Genomic DNA, 18,271 nt, shown 5'->3' with positions numbered 1-18,271 from the left:
TCTCTCTTTCTAGACGTCGAAACCCAGCGAGTGCATGGCCTCGAGCACGTCATCGCTGGAGAAGGGGATGGCCTCACCCTGTTGGGTGTCGGCGTGGAAGGCGCGGTGGAGGCCGATGAGCTCGTCCGGCTGGCCCGGGCCGGTGCTGCGCAGGAGCGGGCCTCCGCTGAAGGCGGGGAGATTGGCCGCGGGGTAGCGCAGGCAGCCATCCTCGCCAAGGGTGACGGTGACGGGGATGGACACCTGGGTGCGCGGCCGCACCAGGGTCCAGCCCCACAGCATGGCCTCGCCGTCCCTCGCCGAGTCGGCGAGCAGGGGCGGATCGAGCGGTCCGCTCACCTCCATGGGCATGCGCAGCACCGCCAGATCCGCGGTGGCCAGGAAGCCGGCGTGCGCCAGGAAGCGCGAGGGGATGACCACGGCATCGGCCCAGGCGCGGACGTTGCCCAGCTCGACCTTCACCTGGGCCGCGGCGAAGAGCCGGGCTCCCGCGCGGAACAGCACGGCGTGGGCCACCGTCAGCACCAGCCGCGGGTGCACCAGCAGGCCACTGGCCACCTGCGAGCGGTTCCAGGCGGAGGCCTCGATCGCCACCACCGGGGAGAAGGCCCCCTCGAGCGGCTGGTTCTGGAAGAAGAAGCCGAGCTGGGCCGCCGACCAGCCGCCAATCATTTCGTCACCGGGATGGAGTGCTCGACGCCTCCGTTGCCGCCGAGAGTCTCCAGGGTGCCGCTGGTGCCCATGTCTCGCCCCGTGTCTGGTCGCGACGACTATAGCCGTCGGCCCGGACACGGGGCAGGGAAGACCGCTCCTCCCCCTCACATCATCCGGGACGCTCAGGCCACGGGCCGGCGGCGGACGCGCCACACGGTGAGCATCGCGCCCAGGAGCACCAGGAACGCCGTACCCTGGGAGCCCCGGGCATCCCGAGCCACCGAGCACCCGAAGAAGGAGAAGCCCGGGGGATCGACCCTCTCCTTCAGACAGACGGGAGCCCCCTCGCGCACGTTCCCCGCGGGATCCATCACGCGCCAGGAGAAGCACGGGGTGTAACTGGCGTTGGCGTTGTGATGATTCCGGGGCATCTCGAAGGAGGTGTCGGCGGGCTCGCCCGAGGTATTCACCCCCCAGACGCCCCAGAGGACCTGGTGCTCCAGATGCTGGTTCGTCCCACCGAAGCGGTAGGGCGTGTTGTCCGTCACCCAGAGCTCGAATCGATAGGAGCCGATGGCGCTTCCGCCCTGGACGCCGGGGACCCGGATCCGGGCGCGGGTGCTCATCTCCCGGCCAACCTTGTCGCAGGTACACCCGCCGGACGAGCAGTCGAGCTTGTCCGTCTCGAAGGACTCGAGCGCCACGTCCAGCCCGCCGAGCAGCTCGAGCGGTGGAGACAGCTGCTCTCCGGTCGAGAACGAGCCGCGCAGCTCCGTGGATCCCTGGGCCTCCTCGGGCCGGGGCCCACTCTGTTGCAGGGTCGCGACGTACGTGTATCGCCGGTTCGGGAGCAGTGGGGCATCGGGCCGCCATGCTTCACCCGGGGGCCTGCGTCCAGGAACGAGCTCACCCGTAACGGAGTCCGTCACGGTGACGGAGAGGAGGTCGTGGACGCTGACATAGACGTCCTCGAAGGAGCCTGGGATCTGCCAGGCGCGCGAATCGATCAGCACCACCGTGTCGAGGGCCACATTCGAGGCCCCATCCGCGGGGAAGCTCCCGGTGAGCGTGTAGTATCTACGCGGCGACGCTGGCGGCGAGCAGGCCTCGGCGGGTGACGCGTGCAGCGACACCGTGAGGACCAGGGCCGCTTGGAGGAAACAGAACAGCAAGGGGTTGAAGCGCATCGGAGCTCCCGGTGGGAAAGGATTGCGCCGGAGCGGCTGTGCAAGGCACGAACCACACGTGCGCGCGGAGGGACACCCCGTGGTGAGGTGTGACGCGGAACCGCGACAAGGGCGTCAGGGGGCCTCGGATTTGGACGTGGAGCGGCCGGGAGCGGCAGGAGGGACCCCTCCGGGTACGGTCTCGCCAGACTTGTCCAACAGTTGGACAAGTTCGTGAAGAGCGCGCCCGGAAGGCGGACTCACTCACCCCTGAAAGGACTTTGGTCCGATGGCTTGGAAAGACTGTGAGGCGGGCAGTCCGGACGCATGTGCTGTTCGCGCCGCGCTGACCTCAGCCCTTGGAGGGAGGGAGGTACATCGCGGGCAGCGGCTGCTCCGGCGTCTCGGCCGTCCAGGCCACCGTCAGCAGCCACCACCGCTTGCCATCGTTGAAGAGCTGGATGCTGTTGATGCCGCGCATGAAGGGCTTCGTCTCGTCGCCGCGCAGGGCCTCGTAGGTGCTGAAGACGTGCACGATGACGCCGAATTGCTCCTTCACACGATGGATCTCCCGCTCGCGGAAGCCCTCCTCGACGAGCAGCTTCCCGGACGAGGTGATGTACTCCTCGGGAGTGATCAGCCGGTAACCCGAGGTGCCGTCCTTGCGCTTGCCGGCGGGGATCATCCGCGCGCCGGGAGCGAAGAGGGAGCGGAAGCGATCCCAGTTGCGGGCCTGGCCCTTCGGTCCGGAGATGACGTCATAGAGCGCGGCCACGATGGCCTCCGGGGTGGCCACGTCTTCCGGCTTCGCCTCGGGGGCGGCCGGAGCTGGAACAGGGGAGGTCGCGGGCGCCTGGGCGGGCGCGGGCGCGGGAGTGGGCGCCTGGGCAGGCGCGGGAGTGGGCCTCTTCGGCTCGGAGGCGAACGCCGGGGCAACCACACCGGTGGAGAGCAGCGCCGCGACGAGCGGCCACACACGGAACTTGAAAGCGGAGTGCATGAGGAGCCTCAGGGACTGCGAGGGGCGGCGCATCATGGCTCACGCCCGGTGAAAACTTCCAGGAAGGGGAGAGGCGGAACCGCGGGGGTCCGGCACTTCGCCTCGCCAGCCGGTATGCGCGCCACTACAGTCGCGGAGGCCTGTGCCTGCTCCAGGCACCTGGGGGACCAACATGAAACGCATCGTCGTCAGTCTCGCGCTGCTCGCTGGCTGCACTACTACGACCCGCCAGGCCGAGCCGCCCACCACCACCCAGCAGACCGCCGCGCCCGCGCCTGAAGCGCCGACAGCGAAGACCGAGGCGCCCCGGGAGCCCGATTCCGTCTACGTCTTCAAGGGGGTGGAGGTCTTCGGCTCGCGCAAGATTCCCCGGGAGAAGCTGCTGGAGCTCATCACGCTGCCGGCTCCGGGCACGCGGCTCGACACGAAGAACGAGCAGCAGCAGAAGGAGTTCATCGCGAACCTCATGGAGAGCAAGAAGCGCCTCTCCGAGACGTACTCCTTCGCGTTCATCCGGATGTCGGTGGGCCAGAACCAGGATCACACGATGGGCGTGACGGTGGATCTGGTCGACACGGGGGACGAGTGGCGCATGCCCTTCAACCCCGAGCCGAAGGGGGATGTCGCCGATCCGGAAGGACTGATCGCGGCCTGGTCGGACTATCTGAAGACGTTCTGGAAGCTACGGAGCCAGGGGGCGGTGCCGGAGTGGGGCATGGGCACCTGCCGTGCGCTCCTGGGGTGCTACGGAGGTTTCGATCACCCCGAGCTCGCGCCCCTGGAGCAGCGCTTCATCGACGGGGTGCCACGCCATGCCGATGCGCTCGTGCGCGTGCTGCGCGAGGACAAGGACAGCGGCAAGCGGATGAACGCGCTCATGTTGATGACCTACCTGTCCTCGCCGGAGCAACTGGTGAAGGCGATCCTCCCGTCGGTGCGTGATCCATATGAGGGCGTGCGCAACGAAGTGCTGCGCCGGCTCGGGTCGGCCCAGGAGGTGTCGAAGAAGCCGGGCATCGTGCCGCTCGAGCCGGTGCTCGAGGCGCTCTGGTACCCGCTGGCGACGGATCGCAACAAGGCGGGCTGGACGCTGGTGCACATCATGGAGGCGGAGGGCACCGTCCAGCGGCAGCGGATCCTCGACAAGTCGGGGGAGGTGCTGCTGGAGATGGCGGGGATGCGGTCGGCCCTCGATCGCGAGCCCTCGCGCAAGGTGCTCGGGATGCTGGCGGGACAGGACTTCGGCGACGACATGGCGGCCTGGCGCCGCTGGTTCGAGCAGACGCGAGGTACGAGGCCATGAGAACGCCGCACTCCCGCCTGCTGTTGCGCGACACGCTGGGCTGACAGGGGAGGGGACGAGCCGACCGGTTCCGCACGGACACCCACCTTCACCCTTTGTCTGAAGGGTGCATCTCTGCCAGCGTGGGGGGCCGATGCGGCGCTCCCGCCTGGTCCAGGCCCTGATTCTCTCGCTGGCCCTGCACCTGGGCCTGGGGCTTTTCTTGTACCTGGCGCCGCCGAAGCGCGAGCAACCTCTCCTGATGAGCCGCCAGGAGCCGGTCCAGTTCGAGGTGTTCGAGCGCACGCCGCCCCCTCGCGAGGAGCCGCCCCCACCCAAGCCCCCGGTCGCGGAGCCCCCCCGGCCGCCACGTGGCACTCCGCGGCCCCCACGCGCCGCGCCGCCTCCCGCTCCGCCCCCTCCGAGCGCCACGGCCGAAGCGCCGCCCCCCGCCGCCACGCCACCGGCCACGCCGCCCGCCATGACGGAGCCCCCCGAGGTGGCGGAGATGCCCGACGTCCCGCGCCAGATCCGGCTGTTCCCGGGCCCCGATGGCATGGCGGTGGGACCCTTGCCCTCCACCGGCGCCACCCCGGGAGCCTCCACCGGACGCACGTGGAAGCCGGGGGATGGACCCTCTCCCGAGCAACTCCGTGCGGAGGAGCACGCGCGGGTCCAGGGCCGCGTGCAGGGCCTCCTCGATGACGGCATGGCGAGCCTGCGCGTCCAGAATGGCCTCGTCGACACCTACTTCGGCGAGATGGGCCATGCGCTGGAGAAGGGACTCTCTGGCGCGCCGCTCTTCACGTACGAGGGCGTGTTCAAGCACTTCTTCAAGGCCACCCCCGAACGTGGCCAGGGCTTGCGCTCTCTGATCGAGACCTACGGGAAATATGGCGCGACGGGCAGCCCGGAAGGAGTGGGTGGTCCCTCGGGCACGGATCGGCTGGAGGACGTGGCGCGCGCGGGAACGGCGGGAGCGCGGGCCCGGTCGAGGCCCTCGAACGTGGACATGTTGGAGACGTACAACAAGGCCGCCGGAGCGCTGCACGTGACGATCGAGCTGGAGCAGTCGCGCACGGGCAAGGTGCTGGGGGTGAAGCTGATCGACAGCTCTGGCAATCCGCTCTTCGACACCTATGTGGTCGAGCGCGTGCCCTCGTCGCTGGAGGCGCTCGGGCCCGCGTCGGAGCACTTCGCGGCGAGATCGACGGGGAACGTGCGCAGCGTCTGGGGGGTGGACGGGCACGTGAGCTTCTCGCGCACCATCCGGTTCTCGAAGCTCGACGAGCTCCGGGCGGACGACGTGGCGTACATCTCGGCGATGATGCCGTTTGGGATCCTGTCGGGCAACTTCGAGGAGACGCGGGGCGAGGTGATCATCCCGGACTTGCGCCGGCCGCACTTCGACATCCGGACCCGGCTGCTGCGCGTGTACTGAGACGAAGAAAGGCCCCTGGAAGCGCGCGGTGTGCGCGCCTCCGGGGCCTCGATTCCCGCTGGACGGCCGGGAAGCAACTAGGCGTTGGCGGTCTTCTCCTGGCCCACGTTGATGCCCTGCTTGCCGAGGTAGCCCAGGGCCTTGTCCTTCACATCGGTGCGCAGCTCGGTGCCGGGCTTGGGCGCGAGCATGAGCGCGGCGATGCCGCCGACGGCGCAGCCGATGACGAACGCGCCGATGCCGGCGAACGAGCTCCGGGCGGGCTTGTAGGTGGTGAGGCCCACGTAGCGCAGCACGTCATCGGCATCGAAGTCGTCCCACTGATTCTTGGCGAACCTGGGCAGGTCCTTGATGATCTTCCGGGCGAGCAACTGCCGATAGAGGTTGCTCTTCACCGCCCACTTGGCCTTCTTCGCGAACAACATTCCGTCCTCCTCCTTGGCCACACAGCCAATCCGAGAGGTGCTCTCCCCCCACGGGCAGCCCACCCCTGCTGGCTGTGAAGGTAGGGAGGGCGGGCGAGGGGGGAACCCCCTGGGCCATGTCCTGGAGGCGGAGGAGGGGGTGGGAGTCGGCTGTCGGTCAGAGTGGGGCCATGACGCGCCGTGTCCAAGGTAGGGAGTGAACGGAGACAGCGGCCAGGCGAGCACCTTTCTGGTATGCCCCCGGCGCCATGTCATTCGATCAGAAGCTGCTCGAGAAGATCGCCCAGGTGGAGAAGGGCGGGGCCGAGAAGTACCACGCGAAGAACCGGGAGACGGGGAAGCTGTTCGCCCGCGAGCGCATCCGGTTGCTGGTGGACGAGGGCTCGTTCGTCGAGGACTCCAAGCTGGCCAACAACCTGGACGCGGAGCTGCCCTCGGACGGCGTGATCATCGGAGTGGGGAAGGTGGCGGGGCGCCCGGTGGCCATCATGGCCAACGACTCCACGGTGAAGGCGGGGAGCTGGGGCGCGCGGACGGTGGAGAAGATCCTCCGCATCCAGGAGACGGCCAAGGGGCTGAAGTGCCCGCTGCTGTACCTGGTGGACTCGGCGGGCGCGCGCATCACCGACCAGGTGGAGATGTTCCCCGGCCGGCGGGGCGCGGGCCGCATCTTCTATAACGAGGTGCACATGTCCGGCGAGGTGCCGCAGGTGTGCCTGCTCTTCGGGCCCTCGGCGGCCGGCGGCGCGTACATCCCCGCCTTCTGCGACATCGTCATCATGGTGGACGGCAACGCCTCCATGTACCTGGGCAGCCCGCGCATGGCCGAGATGGTCATCGGCGAGAAGGTGACGCTCGAGGAGATGGGCGGCGCGAAGATGCACTGCTCGGTGTCCGGCGTCGGCGACGTGCTGGTGAAGACGGAGCAGGAGGCCATCGAGGCGGCCAGGAAGTACATCTCCTTCTTCCCGGAGAACTTCACGCAGGCGCCGCCCCGGGCCGAGCCCAAGGCCCCCAAGGCCAGCGGCAAGCGGGTGGACGAGATCATCCCCGCGGACCAGAACAAGCCCTTCGACATGCACGCGCTCATCGCCGAGCTGATCGACGAGGGGAGCTGGTTCGAGGTGAAGAAGCTCTTCGCCCAGGAGCTCATCACCGGCCTGGCGCGCATCGATGGCCGGCCGGTGGGCATCGTGGCCAACCAGCCCAAGTACAAGGGCGGCGTGCTCTTCGTGGACTCGGCGGACAAGGCGGCGCGGTTCATCTGGCTGTGCGACGCCTTCAACATCCCGCTGCTGTACCTGGCGGACGTGCCGGGCTTCATGATTGGCACGAAGGTGGAGCGCGCGGGCATCATCCGGGCGGGCGCGAAGATGATCTCCGCGGTGTCCGAGGCGAGCGTGCCGAGGATCTGCGTGGTGGTGCGCAAGGCGTATGGCGCGGGCCTGTACGCCATGAGCGGGCCGGGCTTCGCGCCGGACGCCACGCTGGCGCTGCCCCAGGCGATGATCGCCGTGATGGGCCCGGAGGCGGCGGTGAACGCCGTCTACTTCAACAAGATCCAGGAGAAGCCGGAGGCCGAGCGGGCCGCCTACGTCCAGCAGCTCCGGGACGAGTACCGCCAGGACGTGGACATCTACAAGCTGGCGAGCGAGCTGGTGGTGGACGAGATCGTCCCGGGCGACCGGCTCCGGGCCGAGTTGCTCCAGCGTTATGAGTTGTATTCCCGGCGCTTCCAGCCCCGGGAGACGAAGAAGCACGGCGTCTACCCGGTTTGACGGTCCTCCCTCCACCCTCTGCTATACATCCCCCCATGGACTTCGAACTTCCCGAAAGCCATCGAGCCCTCCAGTCCTCCCTCCGTGACTTTTGTGAGCGCAGGGTGAAGCCCTACGCCCGCGAGTGGGACAAGGAGGAGAAGTTCCCGATGGAGGTGGTGAAGGAGCTGGGTGAGCTGGGCGTGATGGGCATGCTGGTGACCGAGGAGTACGGCGGCGCCGCCATGGACTCGCTCGCGGTGGCGGTGGCGGTCGAGGAGATCGCCCGCTACGACGGCTCACTGGCTCTCACCGTGGCCTCCCACAACGGCCTGGGCACCAGCCACCTGCGCGTGTTCGGCAACAAGGAGCAGCTGCGCAAGTACCTGCCGAAGCTGGCCACGGGCGAGCACCTGGGCGCCTGGGGCCTGACGGAGCCGGGCAGCGGCTCGGACGCCGCGGGCATGAAGACCACGGCGGTGCGCAAGGGTGACAAGTGGGTGCTCAACGGCGCCAAGATGTTCATCACCCAGGGCACGGTGGGCAGCGTCTTCGTGGTGCTGGCCGTCACGTCGCCGGAGAAGAAGCAGAAGGGCGTCACCGCCTTCATCCTCGAGAAGGGGATGCCGGGCTTCAGCCAGCGGGCCATCCACGGCAAGCTGGGCATGCGCTCCTCGGACACGGCGGAGCTGGTGCTGGAGAACGTGGAGGTTCCGGACTCGCAGCGGCTGGGCGAGGTGGACCACGGCTTCATCGACACGATGAAGATCCTGGACAAGGGCCGCATCACCATCGGCGCGCTGGCGGTGGGCCTGGCCCGGGGCGCGCTGGAGGAGTCGGTGCGCTACGCCCGGGAGCGCACGGCGTTCGGCCAGCCCATCTCCGAGTTCCAGGGGCTGCGCTGGATGTTCGCGGACATGAAGACGGAGACGGACGCGGCGCGGCTGCTGGTGCACCGGGCGGCGTACCTGGCCGACATGGGCCAGCCCTACAGCCAGGAGGCCTCCATGGCGAAGCTGTTCGCCTCCGAGGTGGCCACGCGGGCCTGCAACAAGGCGGTGCAGATCCACGGTGGCTACGGCTATACCCGCGAGTTCCCGGTCGAGCGCTACCTGCGTGACGCCAAGCTGTGCGAGATCGGCGAGGGGACGAGCGAGATCCAGCGCACCATCATCGCGCGCGAGGTCTTCAAGAAGGAGTAGGCGGAAGGATTGGAGTTGGAAAGAGGCCGTGGCGACCCTGCAACCCGCTGAGCGAGTGAAGGCCCTGGAGGAGCGGCTGGGGACGACGTTTCCCCGTCCCGAGCTGGGGCTCACCGCGCTGACGCACAAGAGTTGGATCAACGAGCACCGGGGCGAGGGCTTCCAGGACAACGAGCGGCTGGAGTTCCTCGGGGACGCGGTGCTCAACCTGGCGGTGGGCCACCGGCTGATGGAGCGTTTCCCCCAGATGAAGGAGGGGGAGCTCACGCCGCTGCGGGCCCGCATCGTCAACGAGGAGGGCCTGTCGCGCATCGCCCGGCGGCTGGGGCTGGGCGAGCTGCTGCAACTGGGACGGGGCGAGGAGCTGAGCGGCGGCCGGGAGAAGAACTCGCTGCTGGCCAACGCGCTGGAGGCGGTGTTCGCCGCCGTGTACCTGGGCTCGGGGCTGGAGCCGGTGATGGGGCTGGTGGACCGGCACTTCGCCGAGGCGCTGGAGGGGGTGGCGCAGGCGCTCAGCCGGCAGGACTACAAGACGAAGCTGCAGGAGGCGGCCCAGGACAGGCTCAAGCTGACGCCCCGCTACCAGATCGTCTCCGAGGTGGGCCCCGACCACGAGAAGATCTTCGAGGTGGAGGTGATGCTGGGCGCGGAGGTGTACGCGCGGGCCACGGGCCGCAGCAAGAAGGACGCCGAGCAGACGGCCGCCCACGGGGCCCTGGTGCTGCTGGACCGGGGCGAGAAGCCGGGGCAGGTGGCCGCGGCGCCTCCGGGGACGGCGAATCCCGGGGTTCCGGGGGCAGCCGAGCAGGCGCCGGTGGCCGTTCCGGGTCCGAAGGACGACACCCCGGCCTGAAACTGCTTGGCCGCCTGGGGGGTGGAGCATAAGGTCCCGCGCCCATCCGCTGGTGGTGGGATTGAATCTGGGAGGTAGCCATGGGAATGCTGGACGAGGCGCGGGCGGGCAAGGATCTCTACGCCACCTTCGACACCACCGAGGGACAGATTGTCGTGAAGCTCTTCTCGAAGGCCGCGCCGGAGACGGTGCAGAACTTCGTGGGGCTGGCCACGGGCGAGAAGGAGTGGGTGCACCCGGGGACGCGCGAGAAGATGACGGGCAAGCCCTATTACGACGGGACGATCTTCCACCGCTGCATCCCCAACTTCATGGTCCAGGGTGGGGATCCGCTCGGCCAGGGCTCGGGCGGGCCGGGGTACACCATCAAGGATGAGTTCAACAACGGCTACGACTTCGCCAAGAAGGGCAAGCTGGCCATGGCCAAGACGGCCGCTCCGAACAGCGGTGGCAGCCAGTTCTTCATCACGGTGGCGCCGACGACGTGGCTGAACAACAAGCACACCATCTTCGGCGAGGTCCTCAAGGGCCAGGAGGTGGCCGATCGCGTTGCCAATGACATCGCCAAGGGCCCGAAGGACCGTCCGATGAAGGATGTGGTCATCAACAAGCTGACCATCTCCACCAGCGCGCCGGCCTAGGCGTCCCGAGCCGCCCTGGAGGCGGTTGCCCGCCGGGTTGCCACATTTCACGGCGGGTCCGATGTTCCATGTCGTTCCGAGTAGTTCTTGGGGCGCGCCCTCCAGAGGGGGCTCCCTGATCACCTTCGACCTTCGAAGCTTTAGATGGCTCCACAGCAGACACACCGCAGCGGGTTCGCCGCGCTCATTGGCCGTCCGAACGTGGGCAAGAGCACGCTGCTCAATCAACTGACAGGCGAGAAGCTCGCCATCGTCTCCCCCAAGCCGCAAACCACCCGGAATCGCATCCTGGGTGTGGTGACGCGGCCGGAGGGGCAGGTGGCCTTCCTCGACACGCCCGGCATCCACCAGGCCAAGGGCGAGCTCAACCGTTACATGGTGGACGTGGCCCTGCAGGCGGTGGACGACGTGGACCTGGTCCTCTTCGTCATCGAGCCGGGTGCCGCCACGGAGAACCCCGAGGTGAGTCCGGGCAACCGGTTCATCCTCGAGCGGCTGCAGAAGGCGGGCAAGCCCACCTTCCTGGTCATCAACAAGATCGACACCGTGCTCAAGCCGGTGCTGCTGCCGCTCATCGACTTGTACCGAAAGGAGTTTCCCTTCGCCGAGGTGGTGCCCATCTCCGCGAAGGATGACGATGGCGTGGAACAGCTCTTCCAGGCGGTGCTCCAGCACATGCCCGAGGGCGATCCACTCTTTCCCGAGGATGTGCTGACGGACCAGGCGGAGAAGACGCTGGTGGCCGAGTACATCCGTGAGCAGGTGCTGAGGCACTGCCGGCAGGAGATTCCGTACTCCACGGCGGTGCTGGTGGACTTCTTCGACGAGTCCGAGCGCGAGCCACCGCCAGGAACGCCCCCTGGCAAGCTGGCGGGCCTCATCCGGATTGCCGCCTCCATCTACGTGGAGCGCGACAGCCAGAAGGCCATCATCATCGGGAAGCAGGGGCAGATGCTGAAGACGATCGGGACGGACGCGCGCAAGGCCATCCAGCGGTTGCTGGGGGCGCACGTGTACCTCTCGTTACGGGTCCGGGTGGAGCCTCGCTGGAGCGAGCGTCCCGAGGGCCTCAAGAAGCTGGGTTACGAGTAGGAAGTACGAGCATGAAGCCTCTGGTCGCCATCGTGGGCCGTCCCAACGTGGGCAAGTCCACGCTTTTCAATCGCCTCGCCAGGCGCCGCATCGCCCTGGTGGAGGACATCCCCGGAGTCACCCGCGACCGGCATTACTGGGACGTGGACTACGACGGCCGGGACATCACCATCATCGACACGGGCGGTTTCGTGCCCGGCGAGAAGGACTCCCTGCTGCAACAGGTGCGCGAGCAGGCGCAGCTGGCCGTGGAGGAGTGTGATGCCATCATCTTCGTGACGGACGCCCGGGTCGGTATGACCTCGGCGGACCAGGATGTGGCCCACTACCTGCGCCAGAGCGGCAAGCCGGTGGTGGTGGCCGCCAACAAGCTGGACAGCGAGTCGGGCACCCTGCAGGCCCTCGCCGGCGAGTTCTTCAAGCTGGGACTGGGGGAGGTGTTCCCCATCTCGGCCGAGCACGGCCTGGGGGTGGGCTCGATGATGGAGACGGTGATGGGCAAGCTGCCCCCGCCGTCTCCGGAGGAGCTCGCGGCCCGTGAGCAGGCCGACAGGGCGGAGGAAGCCGCGGAGGCGGGGGAGGGCGGAGAGGAGGGCGCGGAGGCGGCCCCGGCCGAGGAGGAGGAGGAGCGTCCCATCCGGGTGGCCATCATCGGCCGGCCGAACGTGGGCAAGAGCACCCTGGTCAACGCGCTGCTGAAGGAGAAGCGGGTGGTGGCCAGCGAGGTGCCGGGCACCACGCGGGATCCGATCGACTCGGAGCTGACGTACAAGGACCGCAAGGTCATCCTCACGGACACCGCGGGCATCCGGCGCAAGAAGACGATTGCCCACCGGGTGGAGAAGTTCTCCGTGGTGGCGGCGCTGAAGTCCATGGAGCGCAGCGACGTGGCGGTGCTGTTGATGGACGCCACGGAGCCGGCGGTGGATCAGGACGCCAAGCTGGCCGGCATCGCCGAGGAGAAGGGCCGCGCGCTGGTCATCGTGGTGAACAAGTGGGACTTGATCAGCACGGACAAGCGCAAGCAGGAGCTCTTCCGCGAGGATCTCAAGCACGCGCTGAAGTTCGTGCATTATGCGCCCATCGTGTTCACCTCGGCGCTGACGGGCTCCAAGGTGGAGAAGGTGCTGGAGCTGGCGGTGGAACTGGCGGTCCAGTTCCGGTACCGGGCGCCCACGCCGCAGCTCAACCGGCTGCTGGAGCACATGGCGGACAACCACCCGGCGCCCATCGTGGGGCGGGGTCCGCTGCGGTTGTACTACATGGCCCAGGTGGGGACGGCGCCTCCCACCTTCGCCATCACCTGCAACCGGCCGGACGGTGTACCGGACATGTACAAGCGGTACATCACCAACCAGCTGCGAGGGACCTTCGACCTTCGGGTCCCCATCCGGTTGCTGTTCCGGGAGCGCCCGGGCCAGGCCAAGCGGGCGGCGCGAAAGCGGCCCAAGTTGGCCGGGAAGTCGAAGCATTGAGGGATGTCCGCGTTGACACTGCGGGTGCGCGCTCCGTAGATTGCGCGCCCTTCGACCCTGTACAGAGGTGCGAACCACCGTGGCCGAGAAGTCAGAGAAGATGACGAAGCAGGAGCTCAGCGCTCCCGATGCCTTCCAGCTGTACGGCGCCGAGGCCAGTGACTGGCTGATGAAGCGCAGTCAGATCATCAGCACCATCGCGGTCGTGCTCGTGGTGGGCGGATTGATCGCCGCGCTGGTGCAGTACTTCAGCAACCGGAGCGAGGAGGCGGCGGCCAAGCAGCTCGGCCAGGCGCTGGAGTCGCTGGAGCGTCCGGTGGTGGAGGGCGTGCAGCTGCAGCCGGCGGCGGGCGAGCTGCCCCCCTTCAAGTCCGAGCAGGAGCGGAACGAGACGACCGTCACGGAGCTGACGAAGTTCCGGACGGACCACAAGGGCACGGAGGCCGCGCTGACGGCGGCGCTGCCGCTGGGCAAGGCCCAGTACCGCCTGGGCAAGTACGACGACGCCGTGGCCACCTTCGGCGAGTACACGAAGGACGCCCCGAAGAGCTCTCCGCTGCTGACCGCGGCCTACGAGGGCCAGGGCTATGCCCACGAGGCCAAGGGTCAGTTGGATCAGGCGCTCGAGTCCTTCAAGCAGATGTCGAAGGCGGAGACCTCCGGTGAGTTCATGCAGGGCATGGGGCAGTACCACCAGGCCCGCATCCTCGCGGCGCAGGGCAAGAAGGACGAGGCGGCGCAGCTGCTGGCGGACCTGAAGGCCTCGCAGGGCAACGCGGCCGCGGGGCGGCTGGCCACGGAGCGGCTGGCGGTGCTGGCGGCGCAGGGCGTGAAGGTGCCCGAGCCGACGCCCGCGGCCACCCAGAAGACGGACGCGGGGTGACCGCCTGACCATGCGCACCGCGAGCGGGTGGAAGCGTTGGGTGGGTGGGCTCGCGGCGGCGGGTCTGCTCGGTGCCTGCACCACGGTCCCGGTGTATGGCAACCCGGTCACCGCCGCGCCGGTGCAGCCTCCCCACCACTTCTTCACGGTGGATTGGTGGAGGCAGCTCGTCAGTCCCACGTTGCTCGAGTACGCCCCTCGCGAGCACGCGCAGCCGGCGTATGACGCGAAGAACGAGCGCGTCCTCACGCTCACCCGGGACGGCCTGGTCCGGAGCTTCGACCCGGAGGGCACGGAGTTCTGGCACTACACGGTGGGCAACCGCTTCTACGCCGGTGCCACGGTGGATGACGGCATCGCCTACGTGCCGGGCACCGACGGCGCCCTGCACGCGCTGGATGCGAAGACGGGCGCGCTCAAGTGGAAGTACGCGGCGGGCGAGGCGCTGGCGACGGCGCCGGTGCTCGCGGGCGACCTGGTGCTGGTGGCCTCGCAGAGCGACACCCTGTTCGCGGTGAAGCGGGCCACGGGCGAGCTGGCATGGCTGTACCGGAGGGATCCTCCCGCGGGCTTCACCATCCACCGGGCGTCCACGCCGGCGGTGCGCGGGCAGACGGCCTGGGTGGGCTTCTCCGACGGCTCCCTGGTGTCGCTGGACCTGGATGACGGCGGCGTGCGCTGGGAGAAGGTGCTGGCGCCGGGCGGTGCCACGCAGTTCGTGGACGTGGACACCTCGCCGGTGCTGGACGAGTCGGGCCATGTCTACGCGGCCTCGTACGCCGGTGGCCTCTACGCGCTCGACGCGGAGACGGGCGACGTGGTGTGGAACTCGGTGGCCCAGGGCATCACCTCGCTGCTGCTGCACGGCAACGTGCTGGTGGCCACGGGAGATGACCGCCTGGATGCCTACCTGGCCGACAGCGGAAAGCTCCTCTGGTCGCAAACCCTGGAGGAAAGGGCCGGGTTGGAGCCGGTGTTGGTCAAGGGGATGCTCCTGGTGCCCGCACAGCGCTCGTTGCTCTTCGTGGACCCGCGCACGGGCCAATCGCGCCTGGCGTGGAACCCGGGTGAGGGAATCTCGGCTCCGCCCCGGGTGGTGGGCGGCAAGGTGTACGTGCTGTCCAACAACGGCTACCTGTACTCCCTCCGGCTGGATGGGAGGAGCGGTTGACGCAGGAGGCCGTGAAGCGAACGGTCCGGGTGGTGGCCGCCCTGATTCACCAGCCCGGGGACGGGTCGCGATTCCTGGTGCAGCAGCGGCTACCGGGCGGTAGCCGGGGGCTCCTCTGGGAGTTTCCGGGCGGCAAGGTGGAGCCCGGGGAGTCCGAGCCGGAGGCGTTGGCCCGGGAGTGCCAGGAGGAGCTGGATGTCCGGCTCCACGTGGGGAGGCGGCTATGGGCGGGGAGACACGAGTATTCGGACCTGACGGTGGAGCTGGTGCTGTACCTGGCCCGGCTGGAGTCGGGGGAGCCGAAGACGCTGGGGGCCAACGCGCTGGCATGGCTGACGCCGGCGGAGATGCTGGCGCTACCGTTCTGCGAGGCGGACATTCCGCCCCTGGAGGACCTGGTGGCGGGCAGGCTGGGTCCGCTGGGCTGATGTTGCGGCGCACGTTCCAGCTCATTCCGGGTGTGGGTCCCTGGAAGGAGAAGGACCTGTGGGCCCGGGGCATCCAGACCTGGGACGACTTTCCGGGCAACGGCTCGGTGCTCGGCCAGAAGCTGGACGAAGGCGCCCGCGGGCGGCTGGCGCTGGCGCGCGAGGCCCTGGAGCGGCGCGACCTGAAGGGCCTGGCCGCCATGGTGCCGCCGAGGGAGCACTGGCGGCTGTACCCCGAGTTCGCGCGCGACGCGGTCTACTTCGACATCGAAACGGACGGAAAGCAGGAGCAGGCGCCCACGGTGGTGGCCCTGTTCGATGACTCGGGGCTGCGCGTCTTCATCCAGGGCCGCAACATGGACGAGCTGCCGGAGGCCATGGCGGAGCGGCGGCTGTGGGTGACGTTCAACGGCTCGTGCTTCGACGTGCCGGTGCTGCGCGAGTACTTCGGCAAGCGCTTCCCGACACCCGACGCGCACATTGACTTGCGCTTCGTATGCCGGCGTCTGGGGATGGGCGGCGGGCTGAAGGAGCTCGAGGACAAGCTGGGGCTGGGGCGGCCGCCGCACATGAAGGGCGTGAACGGGTGGGACGCGGTGCTGTTGTGGCGCGCGTACCTGGCGCGTGGGGACGTGGAGGCCCTGCGCTTCCTGGTGGAGTACAACCTCTATGACTCGTTCCAGCTCCGGTCCCTGATGGACAAGGCGTACAACCGCGCCCTGGACGACCTGAACCTGGACGACGAACCTCGAGTGCCCGTGTTCGAGCGGGGCGAGGTCCTCTACGACGTGAGCCGGCTCATCATGGAGCTGGGGCCCACGGAGAGGGATCTGCGAGTGCTCGAGCGGGTGCGCGCCCAGGACAGGGATCTGCACCAGGACTGACGCCCTTTCGGACCCGAGGGGAGAGGTCGGGCGGCCGTGTCAGCCCGGTCTGGTAGGGTGGCTGACGCTGGAGGTTCGGCGTCTGGGCCCTACCTCCGGCATTTCACTGGCGCGGCGTTGGCGTCGCGAAGGAGAGCCCGAGTGTCCATCGACAGGCCCGAGTCCTCGAACCACCCCCGGTTGCTTTTCTCCGTGGATGGGACCCGTTACGAGCTCGTCCGCAGGCTGGGACGGCGCAGCAATGGCGAGCTGCTGCTCGCCCAGCGCCGCTACGCGAAGGGGCCCGCGGGCTCCGTGATCATCAAGCGGCTGTCGCGGCCGCTCAGTGAGACGCAGAAGCAGCGGTTGAAGGAAGAGGTCCAGCTGGCATACCGGCTGGACCACCCGGGCATCGCCAAGGTGTACCAGCTGGTGCTGCATGGGGGCCTGCCGTACGTGGTGATGGAGTACGTGGAGGGCCGCTCCCTGGAGACGGTCTTGAGCGTCACGGCCATGCGTCAGCGGCCCATGTCCGAGGCCTTCGTGTGCCACGTGATCTCCGAGGTCGCGGACGCGCTCCACCATGCCCACACGCGGACGGACGAGCACGGCCGGCCCCTGGGAATCGTCCACCGGGACGTCAGCCCGGAGAACATCCGGGTGGGCAGCAGCGGCGAGGTGAAGCTGGTGGATTTCGGCGTGGCGTACTCGTTGCTGCCCGGGCGCGAGGCCACCACGGCCAACGTGCTGCGCGGGGACATCGCGTATGCGTCTCCCGAGCGCATGCGGCTGGAGAAGGTGGACCACCGCTCGGATCTGTTCTCGCTGGGGTTGGTGATGCTGGAGCTGCTCACGGGCAAGCACCTGTTCGACCTGGAAGACGTGGAGCAGGCGGCCCAGGCGTCCGGGCCGGTCGCGCTGACCGAGGCGCACTGCGAGGAGCCCAGCTGGGTGCCCATCGCGCAGATGGCGGCGCGCATCCAGCGGTTCGGACCGGAAGACGTGGAGAGGGCCACCCAAAGGATTTCAGCGTCCCTGCGGGCCGTGGTGCACCGGGCGCTGCGGCGCGAGCCGGCCGAGCGCTACCAGTCCGGCCTGGAGCTGCGGGATGCGCTCCGGGAGTTCCTCGTGGTCCAGGGGCGCTCGTACGGGCGCCCGGAGGCGGCCCGGGAGGCGCTCGTGGCCGTGAAGGAGGCGGAGTTGCTGCGCGAGTCCGCGGACGTCCTGGAGCCGGATGTGTTCCCGGACGCGGCGCCTCGGCGTGGTGAGCACTGAGTCAGCGCCGGCGCCGTTTCTTCGTGGGCGGTGGCTGCGGTTTTTCCTTTTCACCGGAGACCTGGAAGGGAATCCGCATGTCGGGAACCTCGCGGCCCTGGGAATCCGTCATCGACGTGCCGGTCTGCGCGTCGATGACCAGGGTGTATTTGTGGCCGCTCTTGAGGGGCGTGGGCAGGGAGATCCGGTACAGCAGCCCGTCAGGGGATTCCTCGGCGGAGTCGTCCGAGACCATGGCGCGATCGGCCTCGTCGAACAGGCGGACGCGGTGGTTGCGGAGCGCCAGGGTGCTGCGCAGCTCGAGCGTCGACGTGGGATCGATGAGCGGGCGGCCTTCTTCTTCGCCCACGAGGGGAATGGCCTCCAGGCCGGCATCCGGGAGCGTGTACTGGAGCGAGAACGACGCGAGGCCCGGACCCGCGTCGGCTTCAGCGGCCGGTTCGGCGGCTCCGGCGGCGGGAACGCCCGCGTCATCGGTAGGGGCGGAGGGCTTGGGACATCCGGCCACGGCGAGCGCGGCAGCCGCACATACGGCGAAGCTCAAACGGAGGAGTCGCATAGGGCGCGCAGACCCTATGTCCCAACGACCGGACCGAGAAGCGCGAAAGCCAGGCTCCGAAGGCTGGGGAACAGGCCCGGGGGCAGCCGGTTTCCACCCCGTTT

Annotated in this window: 18 protein-coding genes; 13 read left to right on the top strand and 5 right to left on the bottom strand. The window is 68.7% G+C overall.

Annotated features, from left to right (window positions below; translation table 11 throughout):
* Positions 1-9 precede the first annotated feature (9 nt).
* The 3 genes from Q664_RS58875 to Q664_RS06515 all read right to left on the bottom strand — a co-directional run bounded on the left by Q664_RS58875 (position 10) and on the right by Q664_RS06515 (position 2,820).
* The gene (locus Q664_RS58875; protein ID WP_043391004.1) at positions 10-672 is read right to left on the bottom strand and encodes a trypsin-like peptidase domain-containing protein; all 663 of its coding nucleotides are present in this window, start codon (positions 670-672) and stop codon (positions 10-12) included.
* Positions 673-836: 164 nt separating this feature from the next.
* Positions 837-1,841 carry a hypothetical protein gene (locus Q664_RS58870; RefSeq protein WP_043391003.1) on the bottom strand — a complete coding sequence of 335 codons (1,005 nt, stop codon included), beginning with the start codon at positions 1,839-1,841 and terminating at the stop codon, positions 837-839.
* A 331-nt stretch (positions 1,842-2,172) separates the two neighbouring features.
* Positions 2,173-2,820: a hypothetical protein gene (locus Q664_RS06515; protein ID WP_043391050.1), complete on the bottom strand. Its 648-nt coding sequence runs from the start codon at positions 2,818-2,820 to the stop codon at positions 2,173-2,175.
* Positions 2,821-2,992: 172 nt separating this feature from the next.
* Between Q664_RS06515 and Q664_RS06510 the strand changes: the two genes are divergently transcribed.
* Positions 2,993-4,123 (top strand): hypothetical protein, encoded by a 1,131-nt coding sequence (locus Q664_RS06510; RefSeq protein ID WP_052517746.1) that lies wholly within the window; start codon positions 2,993-2,995, stop codon positions 4,121-4,123.
* Between the two features lie 133 nt (positions 4,124-4,256).
* Entirely contained in the window at positions 4,257-5,543 is a 1,287-nt protein-coding gene (locus tag Q664_RS57395; protein ID WP_043391002.1) for a hypothetical protein, read from the top strand.
* A gap of 77 nt (positions 5,544-5,620) precedes the next feature.
* On the opposite strand, the gene Q664_RS06500 is transcribed toward Q664_RS57395, so the two are convergent.
* Positions 5,621-5,968, bottom strand: coding sequence for a YtxH domain-containing protein (locus Q664_RS06500; RefSeq protein WP_043391044.1), 348 nt, complete (start codon positions 5,966-5,968; stop codon positions 5,621-5,623).
* A gap of 248 nt (positions 5,969-6,216) precedes the next feature.
* On the opposite strand from Q664_RS06500, the gene Q664_RS06495 reads away from it, so the two are divergent.
* From Q664_RS06495 to Q664_RS06445, 11 genes are all read left to right on the top strand, one after another.
* A complete protein-coding gene (locus Q664_RS06495) occupies positions 6,217-7,746 on the top strand; it encodes an acyl-CoA carboxylase subunit beta (protein ID WP_043391000.1) in 1,530 nt (509 codons plus the stop codon).
* Between the two features lie 35 nt (positions 7,747-7,781).
* A complete protein-coding gene (locus Q664_RS06490) occupies positions 7,782-8,927 on the top strand; it encodes an acyl-CoA dehydrogenase family protein (protein ID WP_043390999.1) in 1,146 nt (381 codons plus the stop codon).
* A 28-nt stretch (positions 8,928-8,955) separates the two neighbouring features.
* Positions 8,956-9,780: a ribonuclease III gene (gene rnc, locus Q664_RS06485; RefSeq protein ID WP_052517745.1), complete on the top strand. Its 825-nt coding sequence runs from the start codon at positions 8,956-8,958 to the stop codon at positions 9,778-9,780.
* Positions 9,781-9,860: 80 nt separating this feature from the next.
* Entirely contained in the window at positions 9,861-10,421 is a 561-nt protein-coding gene (locus Q664_RS06480; RefSeq protein WP_043390998.1) for a peptidylprolyl isomerase, read from the top strand.
* 144 nt (positions 10,422-10,565) lie between these two features.
* Positions 10,566-11,513, top strand: a complete 948-nt coding sequence (era, locus tag Q664_RS06475) for a GTPase Era (RefSeq protein WP_043390997.1) — start codon at positions 10,566-10,568, stop codon at positions 11,511-11,513.
* An 11-nt stretch (positions 11,514-11,524) separates the two neighbouring features.
* Complete coding sequence (der, locus tag Q664_RS06470) at positions 11,525-12,988, top strand: ribosome biogenesis GTPase Der (protein WP_043390996.1); 1,464 nt, start codon at positions 11,525-11,527, stop codon at positions 12,986-12,988.
* Between the two features lie 79 nt (positions 12,989-13,067).
* Positions 13,068-13,871 (top strand): tetratricopeptide repeat protein, encoded by an 804-nt coding sequence (locus Q664_RS06465; RefSeq protein WP_235216580.1) that lies wholly within the window; start codon positions 13,068-13,070, stop codon positions 13,869-13,871.
* A 10-nt stretch (positions 13,872-13,881) separates the two neighbouring features.
* Positions 13,882-15,042 carry an outer membrane protein assembly factor BamB family protein gene (locus Q664_RS06460; protein ID WP_200883668.1) on the top strand — a complete coding sequence of 387 codons (1,161 nt, stop codon included), beginning with the start codon at positions 13,882-13,884 and terminating at the stop codon, positions 15,040-15,042.
* 11 nt (positions 15,043-15,053) lie between these two features.
* Positions 15,054-15,470 (top strand): (deoxy)nucleoside triphosphate pyrophosphohydrolase, encoded by a 417-nt coding sequence (locus tag Q664_RS06455; RefSeq protein WP_043391037.1) that lies wholly within the window; start codon positions 15,054-15,056, stop codon positions 15,468-15,470.
* Positions 15,470-16,354, top strand: coding sequence for a ribonuclease H-like domain-containing protein (locus Q664_RS06450; RefSeq protein WP_043390993.1), 885 nt, complete (start codon positions 15,470-15,472; stop codon positions 16,352-16,354). Before Q664_RS06455 ends, Q664_RS06450 begins: the two co-directional genes overlap by 1 nt.
* A gap of 141 nt (positions 16,355-16,495) precedes the next feature.
* The gene (locus Q664_RS06445) at positions 16,496-17,608 is read left to right on the top strand and encodes a serine/threonine-protein kinase (protein ID WP_043390992.1); all 1,113 of its coding nucleotides are present in this window, start codon (positions 16,496-16,498) and stop codon (positions 17,606-17,608) included.
* 1 nt (position 17,609) lies between these two features.
* Here the strand turns inward: Q664_RS06445 and Q664_RS06440 are convergent, their stop codons facing one another.
* Positions 17,610-18,152, bottom strand: coding sequence for a hypothetical protein (locus Q664_RS06440; protein WP_326938673.1), 543 nt, complete (start codon positions 18,150-18,152; stop codon positions 17,610-17,612).
* Positions 18,153-18,271 lie beyond the last annotated feature (119 nt).

Source organism: Archangium violaceum Cb vi76 (assembly GCF_000733295.1).
Taxonomy (GTDB): Bacteria; Myxococcota; Myxococcia; order Myxococcales; family Myxococcaceae; genus Archangium; species Archangium violaceum.
The sequence above is the reverse complement of the archived record's forward strand: the minus strand, read 5'-3'. Positions and strand labels throughout refer to the sequence as shown.

What these genes read in the sequence shown, in the direction of transcription:
- Q664_RS58875 (WP_043391004.1), bottom strand. Translation starts at nt 672, where the DNA reads ATGATTGGCGGCTGGTCGGCGGCCCAGCTCGGCTTCTTCTTCCAGAAC.
- Q664_RS58870 (WP_043391003.1), bottom strand. Translation starts at nt 1,841, where the DNA reads ATGCGCTTCAACCCCTTGCTGTTCTGTTTCCTCCAAGCGGCCCTGGTC.
- Q664_RS06515 (WP_043391050.1), bottom strand. Translation starts at nt 2,820, where the DNA reads ATGCACTCCGCTTTCAAGTTCCGTGTGTGGCCGCTCGTCGCGGCGCTG.
- Q664_RS06510 (WP_052517746.1), top strand. Translation starts at nt 2,993, where the DNA reads ATGAAACGCATCGTCGTCAGTCTCGCGCTGCTCGCTGGCTGCACTACT.
- Q664_RS57395 (WP_043391002.1), top strand. Translation starts at nt 4,257, where the DNA reads ATGCGGCGCTCCCGCCTGGTCCAGGCCCTGATTCTCTCGCTGGCCCTG.
- Q664_RS06500 (WP_043391044.1), bottom strand. Translation starts at nt 5,968, where the DNA reads ATGTTGTTCGCGAAGAAGGCCAAGTGGGCGGTGAAGAGCAACCTCTAT.
- Q664_RS06495 (WP_043391000.1), top strand. Translation starts at nt 6,217, where the DNA reads ATGTCATTCGATCAGAAGCTGCTCGAGAAGATCGCCCAGGTGGAGAAG.
- Q664_RS06490 (WP_043390999.1), top strand. Translation starts at nt 7,782, where the DNA reads ATGGACTTCGAACTTCCCGAAAGCCATCGAGCCCTCCAGTCCTCCCTC.
- Q664_RS06480 (WP_043390998.1), top strand. Translation starts at nt 9,861, where the DNA reads ATGGGAATGCTGGACGAGGCGCGGGCGGGCAAGGATCTCTACGCCACC.
- era (WP_043390997.1), top strand. Translation starts at nt 10,566, where the DNA reads ATGGCTCCACAGCAGACACACCGCAGCGGGTTCGCCGCGCTCATTGGC.
- der (WP_043390996.1), top strand. Translation starts at nt 11,525, where the DNA reads ATGAAGCCTCTGGTCGCCATCGTGGGCCGTCCCAACGTGGGCAAGTCC.
- Q664_RS06460 (WP_200883668.1), top strand. Translation starts at nt 13,882, where the DNA reads ATGCGCACCGCGAGCGGGTGGAAGCGTTGGGTGGGTGGGCTCGCGGCG.
- Q664_RS06450 (WP_043390993.1), top strand. Translation starts at nt 15,470, where the DNA reads ATGTTGCGGCGCACGTTCCAGCTCATTCCGGGTGTGGGTCCCTGGAAG.